We start from the raw sequence: 18128 nt of genomic DNA, 5'->3' as shown, positions 1-18128 counted from the left end.
GGGAACGCTTTTCATTCGACAGACCTACACCAGGCTATGAGGCGCCGTTTCGTTTTGTCTTTGTCGGCCGCTGCCGTGGCCTCGTTAGCCGGGTGTGGACGCGACGACGGAGGGGATGCGGGGTCGGGTTCGCCCGATAGCGAGACCGACGGGACGACCACGGGAGCAGAGGGCGGACAAAATAGTGAGAGCCGGGCCGATGGCGAACCGGACCTCGATTACACGATCAGCGCCGACGTGCCGGCGGAAGTCGAAGTCGACGAGGAGTTCACGTTCGGGGCCATGATGAGAAACGAGGGCGAGGATATGGAGGCGACCTTCGGGCTGGACGTAGCACTCGCCGACCGGGAGGTACCCGAGACGCTGTTCAACGAAGAGATCACGCTCCGATCCGGCGGATCGGAGTCGTTCGAGTCGGGAGCGTTCGCGTCCGACGAAGCCGGGACGATCCTGTGGGAGTTTTATCTCGTCCCCGAGGACCGACCCCGAGTCATGGATGCAAAGGAGACGGTGGTACAAACACCCACCCGGAGCTGGGGGGAACCCTATCAAACGTCGACAGGGCTGGCTATCACTGCGTCGAATCCCCGGTTCGAATCGCGTTACGAGTACACCGGTCCGGACGGCGAACGGAACGTACACCGCGCCGGCGAGGGAGAGAAGTTCGTGTTCATCGATTTCCGCGTCGAAAACAACTCCGGGACGACGCGAACGACACCGAAACGGGTGGGCGTGGGGCTGGTCGCGACGGGCGTGCAGTTCGAACCGATGAGCCGGACCGAGTACGAACGGGACGATATGTACGATGGGTCCAACGAGATCGTCGACGGGTTCTTCGAGGAAGGTGTTCTCCCGTTCGTTGTGCCGTCGGAGGCGGAAATCGACGGACTACGGCTTTTCCACAGTGGAAGCGATGTCAGACAGTACGCGGCGTGGAACGTTATTTGGCGCGCGTGATTCGCAGACGGGAACCAATCGACCGGACCGTCGGGTACAGGAAGTATCTCATTCGAGGTTTTCGGCATGCTCGTAATCCGCTGGTCCGGCTTCCGGCCGGGTTCCGTCGATCCGTATTCGCCACCCCTCCAGGGCGGTCGGGTCCTCTAGTGCGTTCGTGAGCCGCGTTCGGACATCAAGGATGTCGAGTCCGTAATAATCGCTCGGGACGCCGTGGAGGTACTGCAGCGCCGTCCCGAAGAGGCTCCGCATTCCGTCGTCATCCCCGAAGTCGAAGTGCTTGTACGCGCCCGCCGCAACCTGTACCATTCCGTGAGCGAATGCGCTTTCGGTGGTTCCGCTCCCGTAGTTGTACCACTCCGTCTCGAAACAGTCGTGGGATTCGTGAAACGCGCCAGCGTTATACAGTCGGACACCGTGGATAGCGGCGCGCCGCAGCGTCGCTTGCTTCCACGTCTCGGAGTCTGGATTCCAGCCCGTCGGGGTCCCCGACTGGGGCGGTTCGACAGTGGGATCGTCCGTATGTTCGTCCATCGAGTAGGTTTATCAATTAGGCTTTCCTGTTCCGTACGATCGCCGGAGACCGACAGAAATCAGGGGAAAAGACCCCGGACCCCGTGGGCGTCCCCGACCCGTTCCAGGGCGACGGCGTAGGCAGCGGTCCGCAGGTCCGGCGTCTCCCGTTCGGCGAAAGCCTCGATGGTCTCCTCGAAGGCCGTCGATATCCGGCGTTCGAGGTCGGCGTTGACCCCCTCGAGATCCCACGAGTACTGCTGGGAGTTCTGTACCCACTCGAGGTAGGAGACGATTACCCCACCCGCGTTCGTGAGGATATCGGGGACGACGGGCACGTCACGTTCCCGGAGGACCTCGTCGGCCGCGACGGTCGTCGGACCGTTGGCGGCCTCCAACACGAGGTCGGCCCGCAATTCTTCGGCGACATCGACCGTAATGGCGTTCTCTAAGGCGGCCGGACAGAGCACGTCGACGTCGAGTCGGAGGAGGTCGTCGTTGTCGATCGATCGCCCGCCCTCGAACCCCGCGACGCCACCTGTCGACTCGAGGTGGGCTTCGAGCGCGCCGGTATCGAGCCCGTCGGCGTTGTAGACTCCTCCGGTGATGTCGCTGACGGCGACGATGTCGGCGCCGCGCTCGTCCAGGAGCCGGGCTGTGACGCTGCCGACGTTGCCGAACCCCTGGATCGCGATCGTCGCCTCGGTGAGATCGCGCTCGAAGTACTCGAAGGCGTGGTCGGCGGTGATCGCAACCCCCCGGCCCGTCGCCTCGACACGACCGGCTGTCCCGCCGATCGAGAGCGGTTTGCCGGTCACCACGTCAGGGACGACGTACCCCTCGTACATCGAGTATGTGTCCATCATCCACGCCATCTCCTGGGGCCCGGTGTTGATGTCCGGCGCCGGCACGTCCATCGCGGGACCGATCATCCGCCGGATCCCCTCGGTGTAACGACGGGTGAGGTGCTCGATCTCTCGGTCCGAGAGGTCCCGGGTATCGACGACGACGCCGCCTTTGGCTCCGCCGTACGGCAGGTCCATCAGCGCCGTCTTCCAGGTCATCCACCCAGCCAGCGCCTCGACTTCCTCGCGGGTGACCGACTGGTGATAGCGGACGCCGCCCTTGTACGGCCCCCGGGCGGAGTCGAACTGACAGCGGTACCCCTCGTAGACCTCGATTGAGCCGTCGTCGCGGTGGATCGGGAGAGTCACCTTCAGCGTCCGCTCGGGGTGTTTCAGCCGCTCGAAGACGCCGTCGTCGATGTCGGCGTACGGACGGGCGGCCGACATCTGTGCCAGCATGTTCTCTAGGGGACTCGTCTCGCTCATGGGGAGGGATTCTCTGGACGGACATATAACTCCCACCCGTCGAAGTTCATCGTCGGTCGCTTTCCCGGTCCGGCGGTCCGGTTCCGGATCTGGCCGGCGACACCCGGTGGCCCGGTGACCGTTCGGGGAACGAGATCAACGTTTAATAAACGGGGAACCGTCCGCCCGATCATGGTTCGACGATACCGGAGGCGGTTCCGATGAGTACGTTCGTTCTGGTCCATGGTGCCTACCACGGCGCGTGGTGCTGGCACAAGGTCGTCCCCGAACTCGAAGCCCGCGGCCACGACGTCGTCGCCTTCGACCTCCCGGCGCACGGCATCGACATGATACCTTTCGGGGACGTCTCCTTCGAGGATTACGTCGAGCGCGTCTGTGAGGCGGTCAGGACGCCGGACGAGTCGGTCACCCTCGTGGGACACAGCATGGCCGGCATGGTCATCACGCAGGTCGCCGAACGGTGCCCCGACGAGATCGGGACGCTCGTATACCTGACGGCGTACCTCCCGCCGGACGACGAATCGATGATCGATCAGCGCGTCGAAGGGTCACTGATCTCCGAGAGCTTCGTGGCCGACGAGGCACGCGGCGTCGGGGTTATCGCCGATGACAAACTCGAGGGGCTCTTCTATGCGGACTGTTCGGCGAGCGACGTCGCACTGGCCCGAGCGCTGGTCCGACCCGAACCGCTCGAACCCCTCTCGGCGCCGGTTTCGATCTCCGAGGGCCGTTTCGAAACCGTCCGACGCGTCTACGTACGGTGCGGAAACGATCGGGCGATAACGATCGAACAGCAGCGAGCGATGATCGAAGACCGGGGGTGTGATCTGACACTGACGCTTCCGGCGAGTCACTCGCCGTTCCTCTCGATGCCGATCGAGACCGCAGAGACGCTGATAGCGGCCGGAAAATAGCGGCTACAGCTTGGGTCCGGCGCCGCCCTTCGGGCGGCCGTCGGCGGGGCTTTGGTCCTCTTCGCGTCCGCCGAGATCGAGCATGTCGGCCACTTTCCGGCGGTTGACCTCACCGATCCGATCGGCGATCCCGTCGACGAGATCACGAACCGGTTCCCGAACCGGGCTGTCCTCGAGTTTGACGGCCGGATCGGCGGTACCGTCGGCGCCGAAGTGTTCGTGGATCGGGATCTGACCGAGGAGTTCGACGTCGTAGGAGTCGGCGATCTCCTCGGCCCCGCCGCGACCGAAGGGATCGTGTTCGTCGCCGCAGTTCGGACAGTGATAGCGGCTCATGTTCTCGACGATTCCCAAAACGGGGGTGTTGTGCTTCTCGAAGAGACGGAGCCCCTTCCGGGCGTCGTCGACGGCCATCTGCTGGGGTGTCGTCACGATGACGACCCCGGCGACGGGTAGCGTCTGGACGAGATCCAGGGAAGCGTCGCCGGTCCCCGGCGGGAGATCGACAACGAGGTAATCGAGCGCGCCCCACTCGACGTTCTCGAAGAAGTGTGTCATGACGTTGTTGACCATCGGTCCCCGGAGGATGGCCGGGTCGTCCTTCTCGCCGAGCAGAAAGCCCATACTCATGACCTTCACGCCGTCGGCGGTCGGCGGGACGATCTTCTCGTCGGGCGTCACGCCCGGTTCCTCCTCGACGGGGAGGACGCGGGGGGCGTTCGGTCCGTGGATATCGGCGTCGAGTAGTCCGACCCGGGCGCCCATGTCTTCGAGCCCGGCGGCGAGGTTGGCGGCGACGGTCGTCTTGCCGACGCCGCCTTTCCCGGATGCGACGGCGACGACGTTGCGGACGTTCGGCATGACCTCCTCGTCGAAGCCCTGCTCCTCGCCGGCCTCCGCATAGAGGTTCGGTTCGAGCCCGACGTCGGCGACGGCCTCCCGGACCGCGTCCCCGAGTTCGAGTTCACCCGGTGCGAAGGGGGTGTTGAACGCGAGCGAGATCGAGGCGGTCCCATCGTCGATCTCGACGTCGTTGACGAGCCCCATCGTGATGATGTCCTCACCGACCAGTGGGTCTTCGATCTCCCGGAGCCTCGCTTCGAGTTCGTCTTCGAGTTCGCTCATCTGTTGGTCGCCCTACGGCACGGGTACGTATGAGGCTTTATTTCCCCAATCGAAAACGAGCCGCTCCGGATCGAAGCAGCGTCAAAAAGAGTCGAAACGGGAAGCAACGATAGAAAGAACTGTCGACCCCGGCGTCACATCGCGGGCGGGAAGACCATGCCGATCAGGATCGTGATGATGTAGACGCCGACCCACATCGAGACGATGAAGCCGACCAGATAGCTGAGAGCCATCAGCGACTTCTTCGGCAGTCGTGGTTTCCCGAGGAACCACCCGAGAACCGCGGTGTATATCGGCAGGCCGATGATGCCGAAGATGACCCAGGTACCGGGATAGAGGACGTTCCAGACGTCGAACTCAGCCATCAGTCATCACCCTCCGCTGGCGCGTGGCCCTCGCCACGCAGTTCCTCGATCGCGTGTAATTCGATCACCGGAATGACCTTTAGAATCACGAGGAAGAACAGCGTACACAGCGCGAGCGTACCGACGAGTGAGCCGATCTCTATCGGGCTGGGGAAGTAGTGTCCCGGGGTGTTGTAGTACATGTCGAAGGTCGGGTACTCCAGTCCCTCGAAGACGAACAGCACCTTCTCGGTCAGCGTGCCGGCGAGCATAAGCACGGACGCCGCCAGCGATCGTCGGACGCTGAAGACGCTGGGTTTGACCGCCTGGGCGAAGATGTACGCCATCGCCAGTATGACGACGCCGATCGCGAACTGGTAGGGCGGCGCGGAGATCTTCGCGTGTGCGATCGCCCGCTCGTCCAGCGGTGCGGCGTAGACGCCGGTGATGACCTGCTGGAGCTGCAGCCAGATGAAAAGCAGGCCGAACAGCCCGAGCCAAAGCGTCAGGCCGCGGATGATGTCGTCCGTGAGGATGTGGTACCAGTCGTAGGCGCGACGCAGTACGAGCGCGAGGATGATGACGCCGGCGATCGCCGACGTGAGCGCGATCGTCAGGAACTGCGGGCCCTGGATCGCGCCCTGCCAGCCGGGCATCGACGGGAGCAACGCAAAGAGCCACGGAATGACGCCACCGTGGAGGAGAAGCGGCGCCATCACGATGACGCCCAGCGCGAGCCACCAGACGATCCGCTCTATGACCTCGTCCTCCCTCTCGGAGTAACCGAGGGTCGCGAGCTTGTAGACCGGTTCGAGGTACCCCGGCAGGTCGTCGCGGAGCCGGTTGATGTCGTACCGGACGGTCAACCCGAGGTACGTGAGCGTCATCACCATGTACATCGTGATGACGGTCACGTCCCACACCAGCGGCGACTGGTGGACTGTCACCGGATAGGACTGAATGACACTCCAGGCCATCCGGTCGGGGCGACCGAGGTGGATCATGATGTAAAACCCGGCCATGCTGAGCGCGCCGATCGTGAGCAGTTCGGCGAGGCGGGCGACCGGCAGGTACCGTTTCATCCCGAACAGCCGGACTGCCGCCGAGAGGATGATCCCGCCGTGGGCGATGCCGACCCACCAGATGAACGCGCCGATGTACAGCCCCCAGGTGACGCCGCCGGCGGACCCCCAGTCGGCGAGGTTCGTGACGGCGAGGCCACGACTGAGCTGGATGGACCAGAGGCCGAACCACACGAGCGCGAGCAGGCTGGCGAGCCCGAAGACGACGTAATACCACTTCTGGGTGCGCTGCATCGGGCGGACGATGTCGTCGGAGTTAGGCGTTCTCGAACTCATCAGTCATCACCCGTACCGACCGTGAACTGGTCAAGGTGCTCCTTCCGGTTGTCGTCGGCGCCGATCTGTTCGTAGGTGACCGGGCCTTCGATCTGCTCGGCATCCGGACCGGGCTGGTTGCCCAGATAGACGACGTTCGGTTCCGTACCGAGGTCTTCGAGCAGCTGCCACGCAGAGAGCTTCCCCCACGGCGTGACCGTCTCGCCCCACTGCTCGCCGTTGTCGAGTTCGGTATCGCGCGCGAAGTCCTGCTCGGCGCGCTGCTGCAGGTACTGCTGGGGTCGGCTCTCGGGGTCGTTCATGTCGCCGAAGTGGATCGCGCTCATCCCTGCGGCGTCACACGCTTCCATACAGGCGGTCGTCCCGACCTTCTCTTCGCCCTGGTGGCCGTCCTGCCGGGAGGGACAGTAGGTGCACTTGCCCATGACACCCTGCGGCGGGCGCATGTCGCTCCACTGGCCGCGCCCGTCGTGGATGTGGTCGTTGTCTTCCGTGAGGTGCTCGTTTCGCTCGTCGTCGGGCATCTGTTTGAGCTCCTCGAAATCGTTCTCCGAGCCCGGGAGGTCCTCATAGGGCACGTCGGGTTCGCCCCACTGGAAGTAGTTAACACCGTAGGGGCAGGCGACCTGACAGTACCGGCAGCCGATACAGGTCTCGTAGTTCGTGAGGACGATCCCGTCCTTGTCGCGCGTGTGTCGTGCCCGAACCGGACAGACCTTCTCACACGGCGCGTTCGTACAGTGCTGGCAGGGTCGCACGAGGAAGTTCTCCTGCTCGGAGTTTTCGTCCTCGTAGGTGAGCACGTACATCCAGTTCGCGCCGGTCGAGGTCTGGTTTTCCTCGATACAGCCCGTGACACACTCCAGACAGCCGTCACAGCGTTCGAGGTCGATGACCATCCCCATCTGGGGACCTTCCTCGGAGGTGTCCCCGACCGGCTCGGCGCCGTAGCCGTCGTCCTTGGGATCGCCAGAACTCTGTGCCGACGCGACGCCACCGAGGCCGAGCGCCGCGGCTCCGGCACCCATCTTTTTCATCGTGTCCCGGCGGCTCTGGTTCATCTCGGTATCAACGTTCGAGAGCTTCTCGGCGATGCTTTCGTCGCCGGTCAGCTTTTCGAAGAGGCCCCCGTTTTCGTCCTCTTCGGCCTTCATCTCCTCGAAGGCTTCGACCGTCGGACGGTCGTCGACGTCGAACTCCTCCACGACGGCCTCGTTGTACTTCTCGTGGAACTCCGCTTCGGAGATCTCACCCTGGATGAGCCGCAAGGAGTCTTCGGCCATGTCCATGCCGAGTTCGGTATCGTACTCGGTGTCGTCGAGCATCTCCCGCATCTCGGCCTCGTACTCCTCACCCATCGGGTGGAACGATTCGTCCGCTGTTTCGTCGTCCCCGCAGCCACAGCTTCCGTGACCACAGGAGTCGTCCTCTCTACTCATTTGATTATCACCGTTTGATCCGTGGTCCGTCCACAACTCCCGTTCGCGCCGGGCGCTTTCTCGTGGATCGGTCGACGATCACCGCGTTCCATCGAGTACCCGGACCGAGCGTGAAGATAGCGCAAAGAAAGCTCGGCTTCGTCGAGATCGGGTCCCGCCGGATCCCCGCTAGTGTCGATGTCCACGTCCTTCGTGGGTTCGTCGTCGGGGTGTTCTGTGATGGGCGCGTCCTCTCCGGGGGCTCCGATGGCCAGAGGTCGGGGAGAGACGCTCCCGTCCGTTTCGACGGGATCGAACCCTGTACCGTTCGTATTTCTGTCCGTGTCGTCGGCGAGTGTCCGATCGACGTCGCTCCGGCGTCCGCCGGTCCGAGGGTCGGAAACCGCGGAGGCTCCGCCACGATCCGGACGGACAGAAACGACCCCGAGGGTCGTGTCCGTCCAGTATCCGTCGGCGGATTTTCGCCAGTCGGAACCGGACACTGCCATCAACATGGCTCTTTGACTCAACGGTATTAAATACACCTCATTCGACTGTGAGCATCAACAACTACAGGCTCTTACTCCGTCGTTTTACGGCGATCCAGCACACTTATTATTACACAGTCCCTATTTCCTTGATTCTTATAATCTGTTTCGGACGCGATCGCCGCCGGATCCGCGCTGTTAAACCGATCGCGTCCGACCTCGAAGACATGACCGACGACAGGGGCGACGGACACGACTCACCCGGGCGAGAGGCGTTCGATCACGATCCGATCGACCATGCGCGCGTCTCCTCGGGGATGAGCGTCTCGGAACTGGCCACCGAGTACGGCAAGGCGGGCATCGGCGCCGCGAACCTCGCCGAGGCGATCGAGGTGACCGGCGAGATGTTCGACGACGAGGGGACGACCGTCTTTTTCGGACTCGCGGGCGCGATGGTGCCGGCGGGAATGCGGGCGATCGTCTCGGATCTCATCCGGGAGGGCCACATCGACGCTCTCGTGACGACCGGCGCGAACCTGACTCACGATGCCATCGAGGCGATCGGCGGCAAGCACCACCACGGCACCGACGAACACCCGGATTTCGAGGGTCGGGCGTTCGACGAACGCCTCCGCGAGGAGGGCGTCGACCGGATCTACAACGTCTATCTCCCCCAGGAGCACTTCACCCTTTTCGAGAACCACCTCCGCGAGGAGGTCTTCGACGCCCTCGGCGAGGAGGTCGTCCCGATCGCCGAATTCACGCGTGAACTCGGCCGAGCCAACGCCGAAACAAACGATCGCGAGGGCGTCGACGAGGACCCCGGTATCGCCGCCGCGGCCTACGAAAACGGCGTCCCGGTATACGCGCCCGCGATCCAGGATTCGGTACTCGGACTGCAGGCGTGGCTCCGCTCGCAGGTCTCGGGCTTTTCGCTCGATGCGCTCTCTGATATGTCGCCACTAAACGATCAGGCATACGAGGCCGACTCGACGGCGGCGTTCGTCGTCGGTGGCGGCGTTCCGAAAAACTACGTCCTGCAGACGATGCTCGTCACGCCCGGCGCCTACGAGTACGCCGTCCAGTTGACGATGGACCCCCCACAGACGGGCGGGCTTTCGGGAGCGACGCTGGACGAGGCCCGCTCGTGGGGGAAACTCGAGCACGACGCCAGAAACGTCTCGGTGTACGCCGACGCGACGATCACCCTGCCGCTGGTCGTGGCCGCCGCGCTCGATCGGATCGAGTAACCCGAGCGGTCCGAGCGTGACTACAGCTGTCGGGTTTCGGTACTCCCGCATTCGGGACACTGCGTCATTTCCCCGAGTGGCGGGTGCTGGACCGAACTCCAGGCGTCGGCGCCGGCGGGTGCTTCGAAACCACACGCCAGACATCGGGACATGGTTTCGGTTGCCATACTTGTACGTCCCTCGTCGCAGTATTTAAGCGTGTCCCGAACTGTGAGTAGGCCACATCCGGTAGGCCGTCCGGCCAGTGACGAACGACCGACCCGAGCCGGTGTAGGCAGCCGGCAGTGACGACCCCTATGAGTTCCGAGGCCGCCCTCTTTGGCTGTAGACACCGAAATATCCGGCCACCTCTAACATAGACGGCGTCCCCGTGGCAGCGACTTATGCATCTCCGGTTCGTGCCGATAGTATGCGCCAACCAATAGTCGGAAAACCGCCGGAGTACGCGGTGGGTGACGACGAGGTGCCCTGGATTCTCGGGACGCATCTCTCCGAGCAGTGTGGGCCGCTTGCCCGTGTGTCCGAGGGAAGTCAGGTACTGCTCGTCGAGGCTCACGACTTCGCTCGACGGATGCCCTATCACCACCACAAACTGACGCTCGTGTTCGCTGCGATGCGGCGATTCCGTGACCGTCTGCGTGCGGCCGGATACGACGTGACCTACATACAGGCCGACACGTTCGGCGAAGCGTTCGCCACGTTCTTCGAGGACAATCCGGAAAGCACGCTGGTGACGATGCGCTCACCCAGCTATAACTCCGAACGACGTCTTCGGGACCTCGTCGCCGAGGCCGGCGGAACCCTCCGGGTCGTCGAGAACGAACTATTCGCCAGCACGCGCCGGGCGTTCGACGAGTGGGCCAACGACGGCGGGCAGTTCCGACACGAGCAGTTCTATCGGTGGATGCGCCGGGAGTCCGGTGTCCTCATGTCCGACAGCGATCCGGCCGGCGGGGAGTGGAACTACGACGGAGAAAACCGGGACGTGCCACCGGAAGACTGGGAGGCACCATCCGTGCCGACCCACGAGCACGGCGCTGTCATCGAAGAAGTGTCGGCATGGGTGCGCGAGGAGTTCGATACGTGGGGAAACGACGAACTGCGGTCGTTCCCCTGGCCGGTCACGCGCGACCAGGCCCGCGACCACCTGGACCATTTCCTCACGGAGCGATTACCGGCGTTTGGCCCCTATCAGGACGCGATGCGGGCCGACGACTGGGCGATGGCTCACGGGCTCGTGAGCGGGGCGATCAATCTCGGCCTCCTCCACCCGGTGGAGGTCATAGAGGAAGTCGAGCAGACCTACGAGGAGCGCGCGGATGTGCCAATCAGTTCCGCGGAGGGGTTCATCCGGCAGCTGTTGGGTTGGCGGGAGTTCATGCGTCACGTGTACCGACACGCGATGCCCGAACTGGCGACAGCCAACCAACTCGCTGCCGACCGTGACCTCCCGGACCTGTACTGGACCGGCGAGACAGGGATGAACTGTCTGAGCGAGACGGTCGACGATGTCCACGAACGGGGATACTCACACCACATCCAGCGGTTGATGGTCCTGGCGAACTTCGCCACGCTGTGGGGTGTCGAACCGAGCGAACTGAACGAGTGGTTCCACGCGACCTACATCGACGCCTACCACTGGGTAACGACCCCAAACGTCATCGAGATGGGGCAGTTCGGCCACGGCGTCTTCGCGACGAAACCGTACGTCTCCTCGGCTAACTACATCGATCGGATGTCCGATTACTGTACGGACTGTGCGTACGATCAGGACGCGAACACCGGTGCTGACGCCTGTCCGTTCAACGCGCTGTACTGGCAGTTTCTCGACCGCAACGAGGACCGCCTGCGGAGCAACCACCGGATGGGATTGATGTACAGCCACGTCGACGACAAGCGTGAGTCCGGCGAGATGGACGCCGTCCGTGACCGCGTCGCGGATCTGCGCGACCGTGCTACCGACGGCGACCTCTGAGAGGACACGGACCCCCTATCAGGTGTTCCGTAACTCGCGGTACCGGGCCTCGATGTCGAGCATCGGCCGCGGGTAGTCGACACCCAGTTCGATGCCGTATTCGGTCTGCTCCCGGTCGCTCATCCGCCAGGGACGGTGTGCGAACGTCGGCGAGAGTCCCTCCAGTTCCGGGAGCCAGGTCGTCACGTACGCGGCCTCGCTGTCGTATCGCTCGGCCTGAGAGAGGACATCGAAATAGCCGTCCCGGGAATCGTTGCCCACGCCAGCCTGGTAGGCCCAGTTGCCCCAGTTCGAGGCGACGTCGTAGTCGATCAGGCGTGATTCGAAGTAGGCTGCGCCCCACCGCCAGTCGATACCGAGCGCGTCTGCGAGAAAGGAGGCGACGTTCTGGCGCCCCCGGTTGGACATGTATCCTGTCCGGTTTAGTTCCCGCATGTTCGCGTCGACGAACGGAACGCCCGTCGTTCCCTCTTTCCACCTGCGGAACGCTTCGCGGTCGCGGTCCCATTCTTTGTCCTCGTTTCGGATGCCGGTCGGCGTGAAGAAGTCCACGCCGTGTTTGAGGAACTGGAACTGGAAGAAGTCCCGCCACAGCAGTTCGAACACCAACCAGTACGTGTCCTCGTTTGCGACACGGTCGTCTTCGTAGCGCTGAACTTCGGCATGGATCCACCGCGGCGAGAGACATCCTGCCGCCAGCCACGGCGAGAACTTCGACGAGTAGTTCGCGCCCAACAGTTCGTTCCGGGTTCCTTTGTATTCTCTGAGGTGATCGCCCGCCCAGACGTACTCCTCTAGCCGGCGCTTGCCGGCCGACTCCCCGCCCTCGAACGGCAACACTGCACGGTCGTCCGATGGTGGCTCCCCGACGCCCAGATCCGACTGCGCCGGGATCTCCCCCGGTTCGAGATCCGGCGTCCGAACCGTGTCAGGGGTCGACACCGGATCGCGAACCGTGCTGTCGCGCTCGACCTCCTTTCGCCAGGGAGTGAACGTATCGTCGATCCGATCGTACGGGGTCGGGAGGTCCGTGAGGTGATACTGTGTGTGCGTCCACCGGCGTTCGAAGCTGACCCTCTCCGGCAGGGCGTCCCGGACGCTCCGCTCTCGTTTTAGTTCCTCGACCGCCGGCTTCGTCTGGGCATAGACGGCTTCGGCGTCGGTGCGATCCGCCAGTTCCGGCAGGATCACCTCGGGGCGGCCCTGCCGAACGAACAACGAACCGCCGCGCTCCTGTAGTGACGTCCGGAGGTCGTGAACACTCTCTCGCCGAAACCGTGTACGGTGTGGACCACGTTTTTCAGTCCCGTACCGAGTCTCCCCGTATTCGCGGGAATCGAAGATGTATACGGGTACCACTACGTCGGAGGCCTCGACGGCGTCTGCGAGCGTCGGATTGTCCGTGATTCGAATGTCGTCCCGAAACCAGACGACGGTGGTTTCCATGCAGGTAGTAGGAATGGGCGGATCAAATATCTGTTTCAGTGTGGCTCGGGCTTTGGGCACGTCCCACAGTATAATGTGCAGTGGAAACCGGACAGCTACTAGCCAATTAAGTACGGATAGCTCGCGAGTCGTGTCTTCCGAGACTCCAAACGTTGGACTGGCGGCCGGGGGAGCTTACGTCGGGGGGACAATCATACTGTCGACTATACGTTCGTGCGGACATCTTCGGGGAACGAATATTTCGAAATCGCTGTAGCCGACAGTATCAGTCCCCCGTTTCTCCCACCGGGAGCCGGACTCCACAGCGACGACAGTAGGTGTAGCCGCTTTCGTTCGCCGTCTCACAGGCTGGACAGCGATCGGCGGGAACGTCCCCGTCCGCCGTTTCCTCGGCGGCGCTTCCCGCGTCGATCAGACCCCATGCCTCCGGCTGTCGCTCCCGCAGGAACTCCCGCTCGTGCTCGTATCTTTCCCCGTAGCGCTCCCGCATCGTCGAGGTCACCGCCAGCGTAAAGCCGACGAGCAAACCGACCGCTACGAGGAGCATCGCATCCATGGCAACGTATAACATTGTTGTCGGCCCGTATTTACGTTTTTCACGGCCGATGGACCTATCGGTCCGAATTCGAAACGGGAACCGGATTGCCCGGAGACGTCCGCGATGACCGCGGGGGTGGGCCCCGCTTCCGCCGTGGGATCTCGCGGCGATACTGTCGAGACGACAGCACCTTTATCCCCGAAACGCCGTACCGGCTAGTATATGCCGTCTCTGGATCGGTCGCTCCGGCGGACGACCGCCCCGGAAATCGCAGTGTTCGTCTCGGGCGTGGCGAGTATGGGGCTGGAGATCCTCGCCGGCCGCATCGTCGCCCCCCAGTTCGGCAGCAGCATCTACACGTGGGGGAGCATCATCGGCGTGTTCCTCGCTGCACTGAGTCTCGGATACCACTACGGCGGCAAGCGGGCCCGAGCGCGCGCCAGCGTCGAACGGCTGTCGTGGCTGTTGCTCGGGACGGCCGCATACATCGCCGTGTTGATCTTCGCCGGCGACCCGCTCTTGGCGGCCGGCTCGGCGTTCCCGTTGCCGAGCCGGTTCGCCTCGCTGCCGGCCGTCACGCTGCTTTTCGGCCCGCCGACCTATCTGCTGGGGTTCATAAGCCCCTACGCAGCCGAACTCTCGAACACCGATGAAGTGGGCGAAGCCTCCGGCCGCGTGTACGCCCTCGGGACGGTCGGCAGCATCCTCGGTGCCTTCGGCACGACGTTTCTCCTCATCCCCACCTTCGGGGTCGAGATTATCAGCTTTCTGTTCGGCTCCCTGCTCGTCGTCACGGCGTTTTCCATCTCGCTTCCCTCGATCGACCGGGAGCCGTTCTTCGCTACCGTCGCCGTCGCGCTGCTTTTGATCGCGGCCGTCGGGAGCGGCGCCGTCGGCGTCTCCACCGGCGGGCAGGTCGTCTATCAGACCCAGACACCGTATCAGGAACTCGAGGTGGCCGATCTCGGCAACACGCGGACGCTGTATCTCGACGGCCAGCGCCACAGCGCGATGGACCTGACCGACCCGACCCGTCACGTCTTCGGCTACACACGCTATTTCCACATGCCGTATCTGTTCGCGGAAGATCCCGACGAGATCGATCGGGTGCTGTTCGTCGGCGGCGGCGGGTTCTCGGGGCCGAAACGGTTCGTCGAGGAGTACGACGCCACCGTCGACGTCGTCGAGATCGACCCCGAAGTCATCGATGTCTCAAAGGAGTACTTCGCCGTCGAGGAGTCCGACCAGCTCAACATCCACAACGAAGACGGCCGTCGGTTCCTCCGGGAGACGGACCGGACCTACGACCTCATCGTGCTGGACGCCTACAAGAAGGACAAGGTGCCGTTCCATATGACGACCGTCGAGTTCATGCAGCTGGCGAACGATCGGCTCTCGTCGGACGGGATTCTGGTCGCGAACCTCATCTCCGCGCCGGGCGGCCCCGCCTCGGAATTCTATCGTGCCGAGTACCGAACCATGAAACAGGTCTTCCCGCAGGTCTATAGCTTCCCGACCGTCGACTCGAACGTGATCCAAAACATCGAGGTCGTCGCGACGAAAAACCCCGACGTCGTGACGGAATCTGAGCTTCGGGTCCGGAACGGAAACCGGGAGATCGGGATCGACCTCGAAAGCGAGATCGACACCTATCGGCGCGACGAGCCGACCGACGACGTCCCGATACTCAGAGACGACCGTGCGCCGGTGGACAGTCTGCTCGATCCGATGGTCGGACAGCGCTACGTCGTCGAGGACGCCCCCGTCGGGAACGGGACCGCCGATTGAGTCGTCACGAAGCGGCCAGTGTTTTGACGGTGGCCCGAAAACGGGTGCGTATGAACCGGTATCAAACTCGATCCGACGACGGGGCGGAACAGCGATGGTAGACGTCGCGTTCTCGGTCGGTCGGCTCCTGATCGCGTTGGTTCTCGTCGTGTTGAACGGCTTCTTCGTCGCTTCTGAGTTCGCCCTCGTCCGGGTCCGGTCGACGTCAGTCGAACAGCTCGTCGAGGAGGGTCGCCCGGGCGCGGGGGCGCTGGAAAACGCGATGGAGAACCTGGATAACTATCTCGCGGTGACGCAACTCGGGATCACGCTGGCCTCCCTGGGGCTTGGCTGGGCGGGCGAACCCGCGGTGGCGTCGCTGATCGAACCTGTGTTCGGATCGCTCCTCCCGGCGAACTTCGTCCACATCGTCGCTTTTGCGGTCGCGTTCACGTTCATTACGTTCCTCCACGTCGTCTTCGGCGAACTCGCCCCGAAGACGATCGCGATCGCCGAGGCCGAACGGATATCGCTTATCGTCGCGCCTCCGCTGAAGTTCTGTTACTACCTGTTTTACCCGGGGCTCGTGGTCTTCAACGGGACGGCCAACGCCTTCACACGGCTGATCGGGGTTCCGCCGGCTTCCGAGACGGACGAGACACTCGAGGAGCGGGAGCTCCGGCGAGTGCTGGCCCGATCCGGGGAGGCGGGACACGTCGACATGGCGGAAGTCGAGATGATAGAGCGCGTGTTCGATCTCGATGACGTACTCGTCAGGGAGGTCATGGTTCCCCGGCCGGACGTGGTGAGCGTACCGGCCGACTATTCGCTTTCGGAACTCCGATCGCTCGTCCTCGAGGCCGGACACACACGATACCCGGTCGTCGACGCCGAGGACGGCGAAGAGATCGTCGGGTTCGTTGACGTCAAGGACGTGCTTCGGGCGGGCGAATCCGACGAGAAGTCCGTGACGGCCGACGATCTTGCGAGAGAGATACTCGTCGTCCCGGAGACGACGGCGATCAGCGACCTCCTGATGGAGTTCCGCGACGAGCGCCAGCAGATGGCCGCAGTGATCGACGAGTGGGGCTCCTTCGAGGGGATGGCGACCATCGAGGACGTCGTCGAGGCGATCGTGGGCGACCTTCGCGACGAGTTCGACGCCGACGAACCGGAACCGTCGATCCGACAGCGCGACGGCGGCGGATACGACGTCGACGGCGGGGTCGCACTATCGACGGTCAACGACAGACTCGGTGTCGGTTTCGAGAGCGAGGAGTTCGAGACGATCGGTGGGATGGTTCTGGAGCGATTCGATCGTGTACCCGGGCAGGGCGACCGGATCGAGGAGGCCGGATACGGGATCGAAGTAACGAGCGTCGACGGCACCCGCATCTCGACGGTTCTGATCGAGAGGATCGACGAGGACGAAGCGGACGAGACACCCGAGAAGTGATCGTCGACGGGGGGACTCCGGGCGAAGACCCGGACGAAATCGAAACGGACAAAAGAAAGACGGGGTTGAGTCCGGACAACCGTTGGCCTCGGACTCTCCCAGGGTTTTGAGCTACGGGAACATTCTCGCCGACAGGGTGCTGTTACCGTACGTACTCGAGAACCCCATTTACGATCTGCCGGTCATCGGCAAGCGGGCCTTCCCGCCGGACATCCGGAAGGTCGTCCCGAACGTCGACCCGGACGACATCGACGCGCGAAGGGGTTCGGCGGCGTCCGGCCGCAGATCGTGACCACCGACGAGAAACCTCGTGACGTGGGTGAAGCCAAGATCGCTGGCGACGGGATCGTATTCGACGTGACGCCCGCCTCCGGCGCCTCGGGGTGTCTGAAGAACGCCATGCGCGACACCTGGACGCTGACCGACTCCCTCGACGACGCCTGGCTCGACGAGGACATTCCGCCGGACGATCACAGGTCCTTGGCGATCTCCCGGAGGTCGTTCATCCGTTCGCGCCGCGTCCGAACGTCGTCTATCTCCATGACCTCCGAGAGCCGGCTCTCGGCGACCACCTCCTCGGCGAGCCATCGCGCGCGCTGTTCGATTTCGCTGTTTTCCAGGTATGCTGCGACGCGTTCGATCTCCGACGCCGTCGGGTGCTTGCCGCCGTCGGGTACCCGGAGCCGATCGAGGAGATCGACGGGATCGTGTTTTTGTTCGGGGACGTAGGCGCCGCCGGTGAGCAGAAGCGTCCGCGTCGTCACCGGCGCGATCTCCTCGCGGTCGTCGTATTCGAGATCCTCGACGAGCAGTCCGGCCGCACGCGCCGAGAGGACGAACGTCTCTCGCGACGGCTCGGCGAAGCTGTGGTCGGCCGACGGATCGAGCGTGAGGGCGATCGCCGGCTCGTCGGCGTCGGTGGATGTGAGCCGTGGGTGATCGAGCATACCCGTCGTTGGTTCTCGAATCACTTCTGTGGTCCGTCTCAGCCGGGCGGGTTGCGGGCGGGGAAAACCGATGGGTTAAATCCGATGAAGATGTTACCCGGAGTTGCGTGCGAGGGTAGCCAAGCCCGGAAACGGCGGCGGACTCAAGATCCGCTCCTGTAGAGGTCCGTGGGTTCAAATCCCTCCCCTCGCATGAGTGAAGCGGCGCTCACCGCGCCGCAAGCGAATGCAGGAGGGATTTGAATCAGGGAAGAGCTCTGCTCTGACCGTGGTTCAAATCCCTCCCCTCGCATCGCCGGGG

Annotated in this window: 17 protein-coding genes, 1 tRNA gene and 1 pseudogene; 8 read left to right on the top strand and 11 right to left on the bottom strand. The window is 63.6% G+C overall.

Annotation, left to right across the window (positions count from 1 at the left end):
* Nucleotides 1–75 precede the first annotated feature (75 nt).
* Entirely contained in the window at nt 76–957 is an 882-nt protein-coding gene (locus tag KM295_RS06770; protein WP_256029191.1) for a hypothetical protein, read from the top strand.
* A 48-nt stretch (nt 958–1005) separates the two neighbouring features.
* Here KM295_RS06770 and KM295_RS06765 read toward each other — a convergent pair whose 3' ends face one another.
* Together KM295_RS06765 and KM295_RS06760 are read right to left on the bottom strand one after the other, a co-directional pair.
* Nucleotides 1006–1491 carry a DUF309 domain-containing protein gene (locus KM295_RS06765; protein WP_256029190.1) on the bottom strand — a complete coding sequence of 162 codons (486 nt, stop codon included), beginning with the start codon at nt 1489–1491 and terminating at the stop codon, nt 1006–1008.
* A 59-nt stretch (nt 1492–1550) separates the two neighbouring features.
* A complete protein-coding gene (locus KM295_RS06760) occupies nt 1551–2801 on the bottom strand; it encodes a Glu/Leu/Phe/Val family dehydrogenase (RefSeq protein ID WP_256029189.1) in 1251 nt (416 codons plus the stop codon).
* 200 nt (nt 2802–3001) lie between these two features.
* Here KM295_RS06760 and KM295_RS06755 point away from each other — a divergent pair, with 200 nt between their 5' ends.
* The gene (locus KM295_RS06755) at nt 3002–3715 is read left to right on the top strand and encodes an alpha/beta fold hydrolase (protein WP_256029188.1); all 714 of its coding nucleotides are present in this window, start codon (nt 3002–3004) and stop codon (nt 3713–3715) included.
* A gap of 3 nt (nt 3716–3718) precedes the next feature.
* Here the strand turns inward: KM295_RS06755 and KM295_RS06750 are convergent, their stop codons facing one another.
* The 5 genes from KM295_RS06750 to KM295_RS06730 form a co-directional block, all read right to left on the bottom strand.
* The gene (locus tag KM295_RS06750; protein WP_256029187.1) at nt 3719–4840 is read right to left on the bottom strand and encodes an Mrp/NBP35 family ATP-binding protein; all 1122 of its coding nucleotides are present in this window, start codon (nt 4838–4840) and stop codon (nt 3719–3721) included.
* Nucleotides 4841–4974: 134 nt separating this feature from the next.
* A complete protein-coding gene (locus tag KM295_RS06745) occupies nt 4975–5205 on the bottom strand; it encodes a hypothetical protein (protein ID WP_256029186.1) in 231 nt (76 codons plus the stop codon).
* Nucleotides 5205–6542 carry an NrfD/PsrC family molybdoenzyme membrane anchor subunit gene (gene nrfD / locus KM295_RS06740; protein WP_256029185.1) on the bottom strand — a complete coding sequence of 446 codons (1338 nt, stop codon included), beginning with the start codon at nt 6540–6542 and terminating at the stop codon, nt 5205–5207. Before nrfD ends, KM295_RS06745 begins: the two co-directional genes overlap by 1 nt.
* On the bottom strand, nt 6542–7981 hold the full coding sequence (locus KM295_RS17035) for a 4Fe-4S ferredoxin N-terminal domain-containing protein (RefSeq protein ID WP_256029184.1): 1440 nt from the start codon (nt 7979–7981) through the stop codon (nt 6542–6544). The genes nrfD and KM295_RS17035 overlap by 1 nt, the downstream gene beginning before the upstream one ends.
* Complete coding sequence (locus KM295_RS06730; RefSeq protein ID WP_256029183.1) at nt 7978–8469, bottom strand: hypothetical protein; 492 nt, start codon at nt 8467–8469, stop codon at nt 7978–7980. The genes KM295_RS17035 and KM295_RS06730 overlap by 4 nt, the downstream gene beginning before the upstream one ends.
* A gap of 206 nt (nt 8470–8675) precedes the next feature.
* Here KM295_RS06730 and KM295_RS06725 point away from each other — a divergent pair, with 206 nt between their 5' ends.
* Entirely contained in the window at nt 8676–9698 is a 1023-nt protein-coding gene (locus KM295_RS06725) for a deoxyhypusine synthase (RefSeq protein ID WP_256029182.1), read from the top strand.
* 20 nt (nt 9699–9718) lie between these two features.
* Here the strand turns inward: KM295_RS06725 and KM295_RS06720 are convergent, their stop codons facing one another.
* Nucleotides 9719–9865, bottom strand: coding sequence for an anaerobic ribonucleoside-triphosphate reductase (locus tag KM295_RS06720; RefSeq protein WP_256029181.1), 147 nt, complete (start codon nt 9863–9865; stop codon nt 9719–9721).
* A 242-nt stretch (nt 9866–10107) separates the two neighbouring features.
* On the opposite strand from KM295_RS06720, the gene KM295_RS06715 reads away from it, so the two are divergent.
* Complete coding sequence (locus KM295_RS06715; protein ID WP_256029180.1) at nt 10108–11673, top strand: cryptochrome/photolyase family protein; 1566 nt, start codon at nt 10108–10110, stop codon at nt 11671–11673.
* A gap of 18 nt (nt 11674–11691) precedes the next feature.
* Here KM295_RS06715 and KM295_RS06710 read toward each other — a convergent pair whose 3' ends face one another.
* Complete coding sequence (locus KM295_RS06710; RefSeq protein WP_256029179.1) at nt 11692–13119, bottom strand: DASH family cryptochrome; 1428 nt, start codon at nt 13117–13119, stop codon at nt 11692–11694.
* 265 nt (nt 13120–13384) lie between these two features.
* Nucleotides 13385–13675, bottom strand: coding sequence for a DUF7577 domain-containing protein (locus KM295_RS06705; protein ID WP_256029178.1), 291 nt, complete (start codon nt 13673–13675; stop codon nt 13385–13387).
* A gap of 204 nt (nt 13676–13879) precedes the next feature.
* Here KM295_RS06705 and KM295_RS06700 point away from each other — a divergent pair, with 204 nt between their 5' ends.
* From KM295_RS06700 to KM295_RS17030, 3 genes and pseudogenes are all read left to right on the top strand, one after another.
* Nucleotides 13880–15445, top strand: a complete 1566-nt coding sequence (locus KM295_RS06700) for a spermidine synthase (protein ID WP_256029177.1) — start codon at nt 13880–13882, stop codon at nt 15443–15445.
* 94 nt (nt 15446–15539) lie between these two features.
* Nucleotides 15540–16880 carry a hemolysin family protein gene (locus KM295_RS06695; protein WP_256029176.1) on the top strand — a complete coding sequence of 447 codons (1341 nt, stop codon included), beginning with the start codon at nt 15540–15542 and terminating at the stop codon, nt 16878–16880.
* A gap of 106 nt (nt 16881–16986) precedes the next feature.
* Nucleotides 16987–17336, top strand: a pseudogene (locus KM295_RS17030) (FAD-dependent oxidoreductase); the annotation flags it as partial.
* Between the two features lie 14 nt (nt 17337–17350).
* Here the strand turns inward: KM295_RS17030 and KM295_RS06685 are convergent.
* Nucleotides 17351–17827 (bottom strand): hypothetical protein, encoded by a 477-nt coding sequence (locus KM295_RS06685; protein ID WP_256029174.1) that lies wholly within the window; start codon nt 17825–17827, stop codon nt 17351–17353.
* Between the two features lie 109 nt (nt 17828–17936).
* Between KM295_RS06685 and KM295_RS06680 the strand changes: the two genes are divergently transcribed.
* Nucleotides 17937–18020: transfer RNA gene (locus KM295_RS06680), tRNA-Leu, on the top strand.
* The last annotated feature ends 108 nt before the right edge of the window (nt 18021–18128 follow it).

The organism is Natronomonas aquatica (genome assembly GCF_024449025.1).
GTDB lineage: Archaea > Halobacteriota > Halobacteria > Halobacteriales > Haloarculaceae > Natronomonas > Natronomonas aquatica.
Note: the sequence above shows the minus strand (reverse complement) of the source record. Positions and strands in the feature narration are given on the sequence as shown.

What these genes read in the sequence shown, in the direction of transcription:
- KM295_RS06695 (WP_256029176.1), top strand. Translation starts at nt 15,540, where the DNA reads ATGGTAGACGTCGCGTTCTCGGTCGGTCGGCTCCTGATCGCGTTGGTT.
- KM295_RS06725 (WP_256029182.1), top strand. Translation starts at nt 8,676, where the DNA reads ATGACCGACGACAGGGGCGACGGACACGACTCACCCGGGCGAGAGGCG.
- KM295_RS06765 (WP_256029190.1), bottom strand. Translation starts at nt 1,491, where the DNA reads ATGGACGAACATACGGACGATCCCACTGTCGAACCGCCCCAGTCGGGG.
- KM295_RS06760 (WP_256029189.1), bottom strand. Translation starts at nt 2,801, where the DNA reads ATGAGCGAGACGAGTCCCCTAGAGAACATGCTGGCACAGATGTCGGCC.
- nrfD (WP_256029185.1), bottom strand. Translation starts at nt 6,542, where the DNA reads ATGAGTTCGAGAACGCCTAACTCCGACGACATCGTCCGCCCGATGCAG.
- KM295_RS06715 (WP_256029180.1), top strand. Translation starts at nt 10,108, where the DNA reads ATGCGCCAACCAATAGTCGGAAAACCGCCGGAGTACGCGGTGGGTGAC.
- KM295_RS06750 (WP_256029187.1), bottom strand. Translation starts at nt 4,840, where the DNA reads ATGAGCGAACTCGAAGACGAACTCGAAGCGAGGCTCCGGGAGATCGAA.
- KM295_RS06745 (WP_256029186.1), bottom strand. Translation starts at nt 5,205, where the DNA reads ATGGCTGAGTTCGACGTCTGGAACGTCCTCTATCCCGGTACCTGGGTC.
- KM295_RS06700 (WP_256029177.1), top strand. Translation starts at nt 13,880, where the DNA reads ATGCCGTCTCTGGATCGGTCGCTCCGGCGGACGACCGCCCCGGAAATC.
- KM295_RS06730 (WP_256029183.1), bottom strand. Translation starts at nt 8,469, where the DNA reads ATGGCAGTGTCCGGTTCCGACTGGCGAAAATCCGCCGACGGATACTGG.
- KM295_RS06710 (WP_256029179.1), bottom strand. Translation starts at nt 13,119, where the DNA reads ATGGAAACCACCGTCGTCTGGTTTCGGGACGACATTCGAATCACGGAC.
- KM295_RS06705 (WP_256029178.1), bottom strand. Translation starts at nt 13,675, where the DNA reads ATGGATGCGATGCTCCTCGTAGCGGTCGGTTTGCTCGTCGGCTTTACG.
- KM295_RS06755 (WP_256029188.1), top strand. Translation starts at nt 3,002, where the DNA reads ATGAGTACGTTCGTTCTGGTCCATGGTGCCTACCACGGCGCGTGGTGC.
- KM295_RS06685 (WP_256029174.1), bottom strand. Translation starts at nt 17,827, where the DNA reads ATGCTCGATCACCCACGGCTCACATCCACCGACGCCGACGAGCCGGCG.
- KM295_RS06720 (WP_256029181.1), bottom strand. Translation starts at nt 9,865, where the DNA reads ATGGCAACCGAAACCATGTCCCGATGTCTGGCGTGTGGTTTCGAAGCA.
- KM295_RS17035 (WP_256029184.1), bottom strand. Translation starts at nt 7,981, where the DNA reads ATGAGTAGAGAGGACGACTCCTGTGGTCACGGAAGCTGTGGCTGCGGG.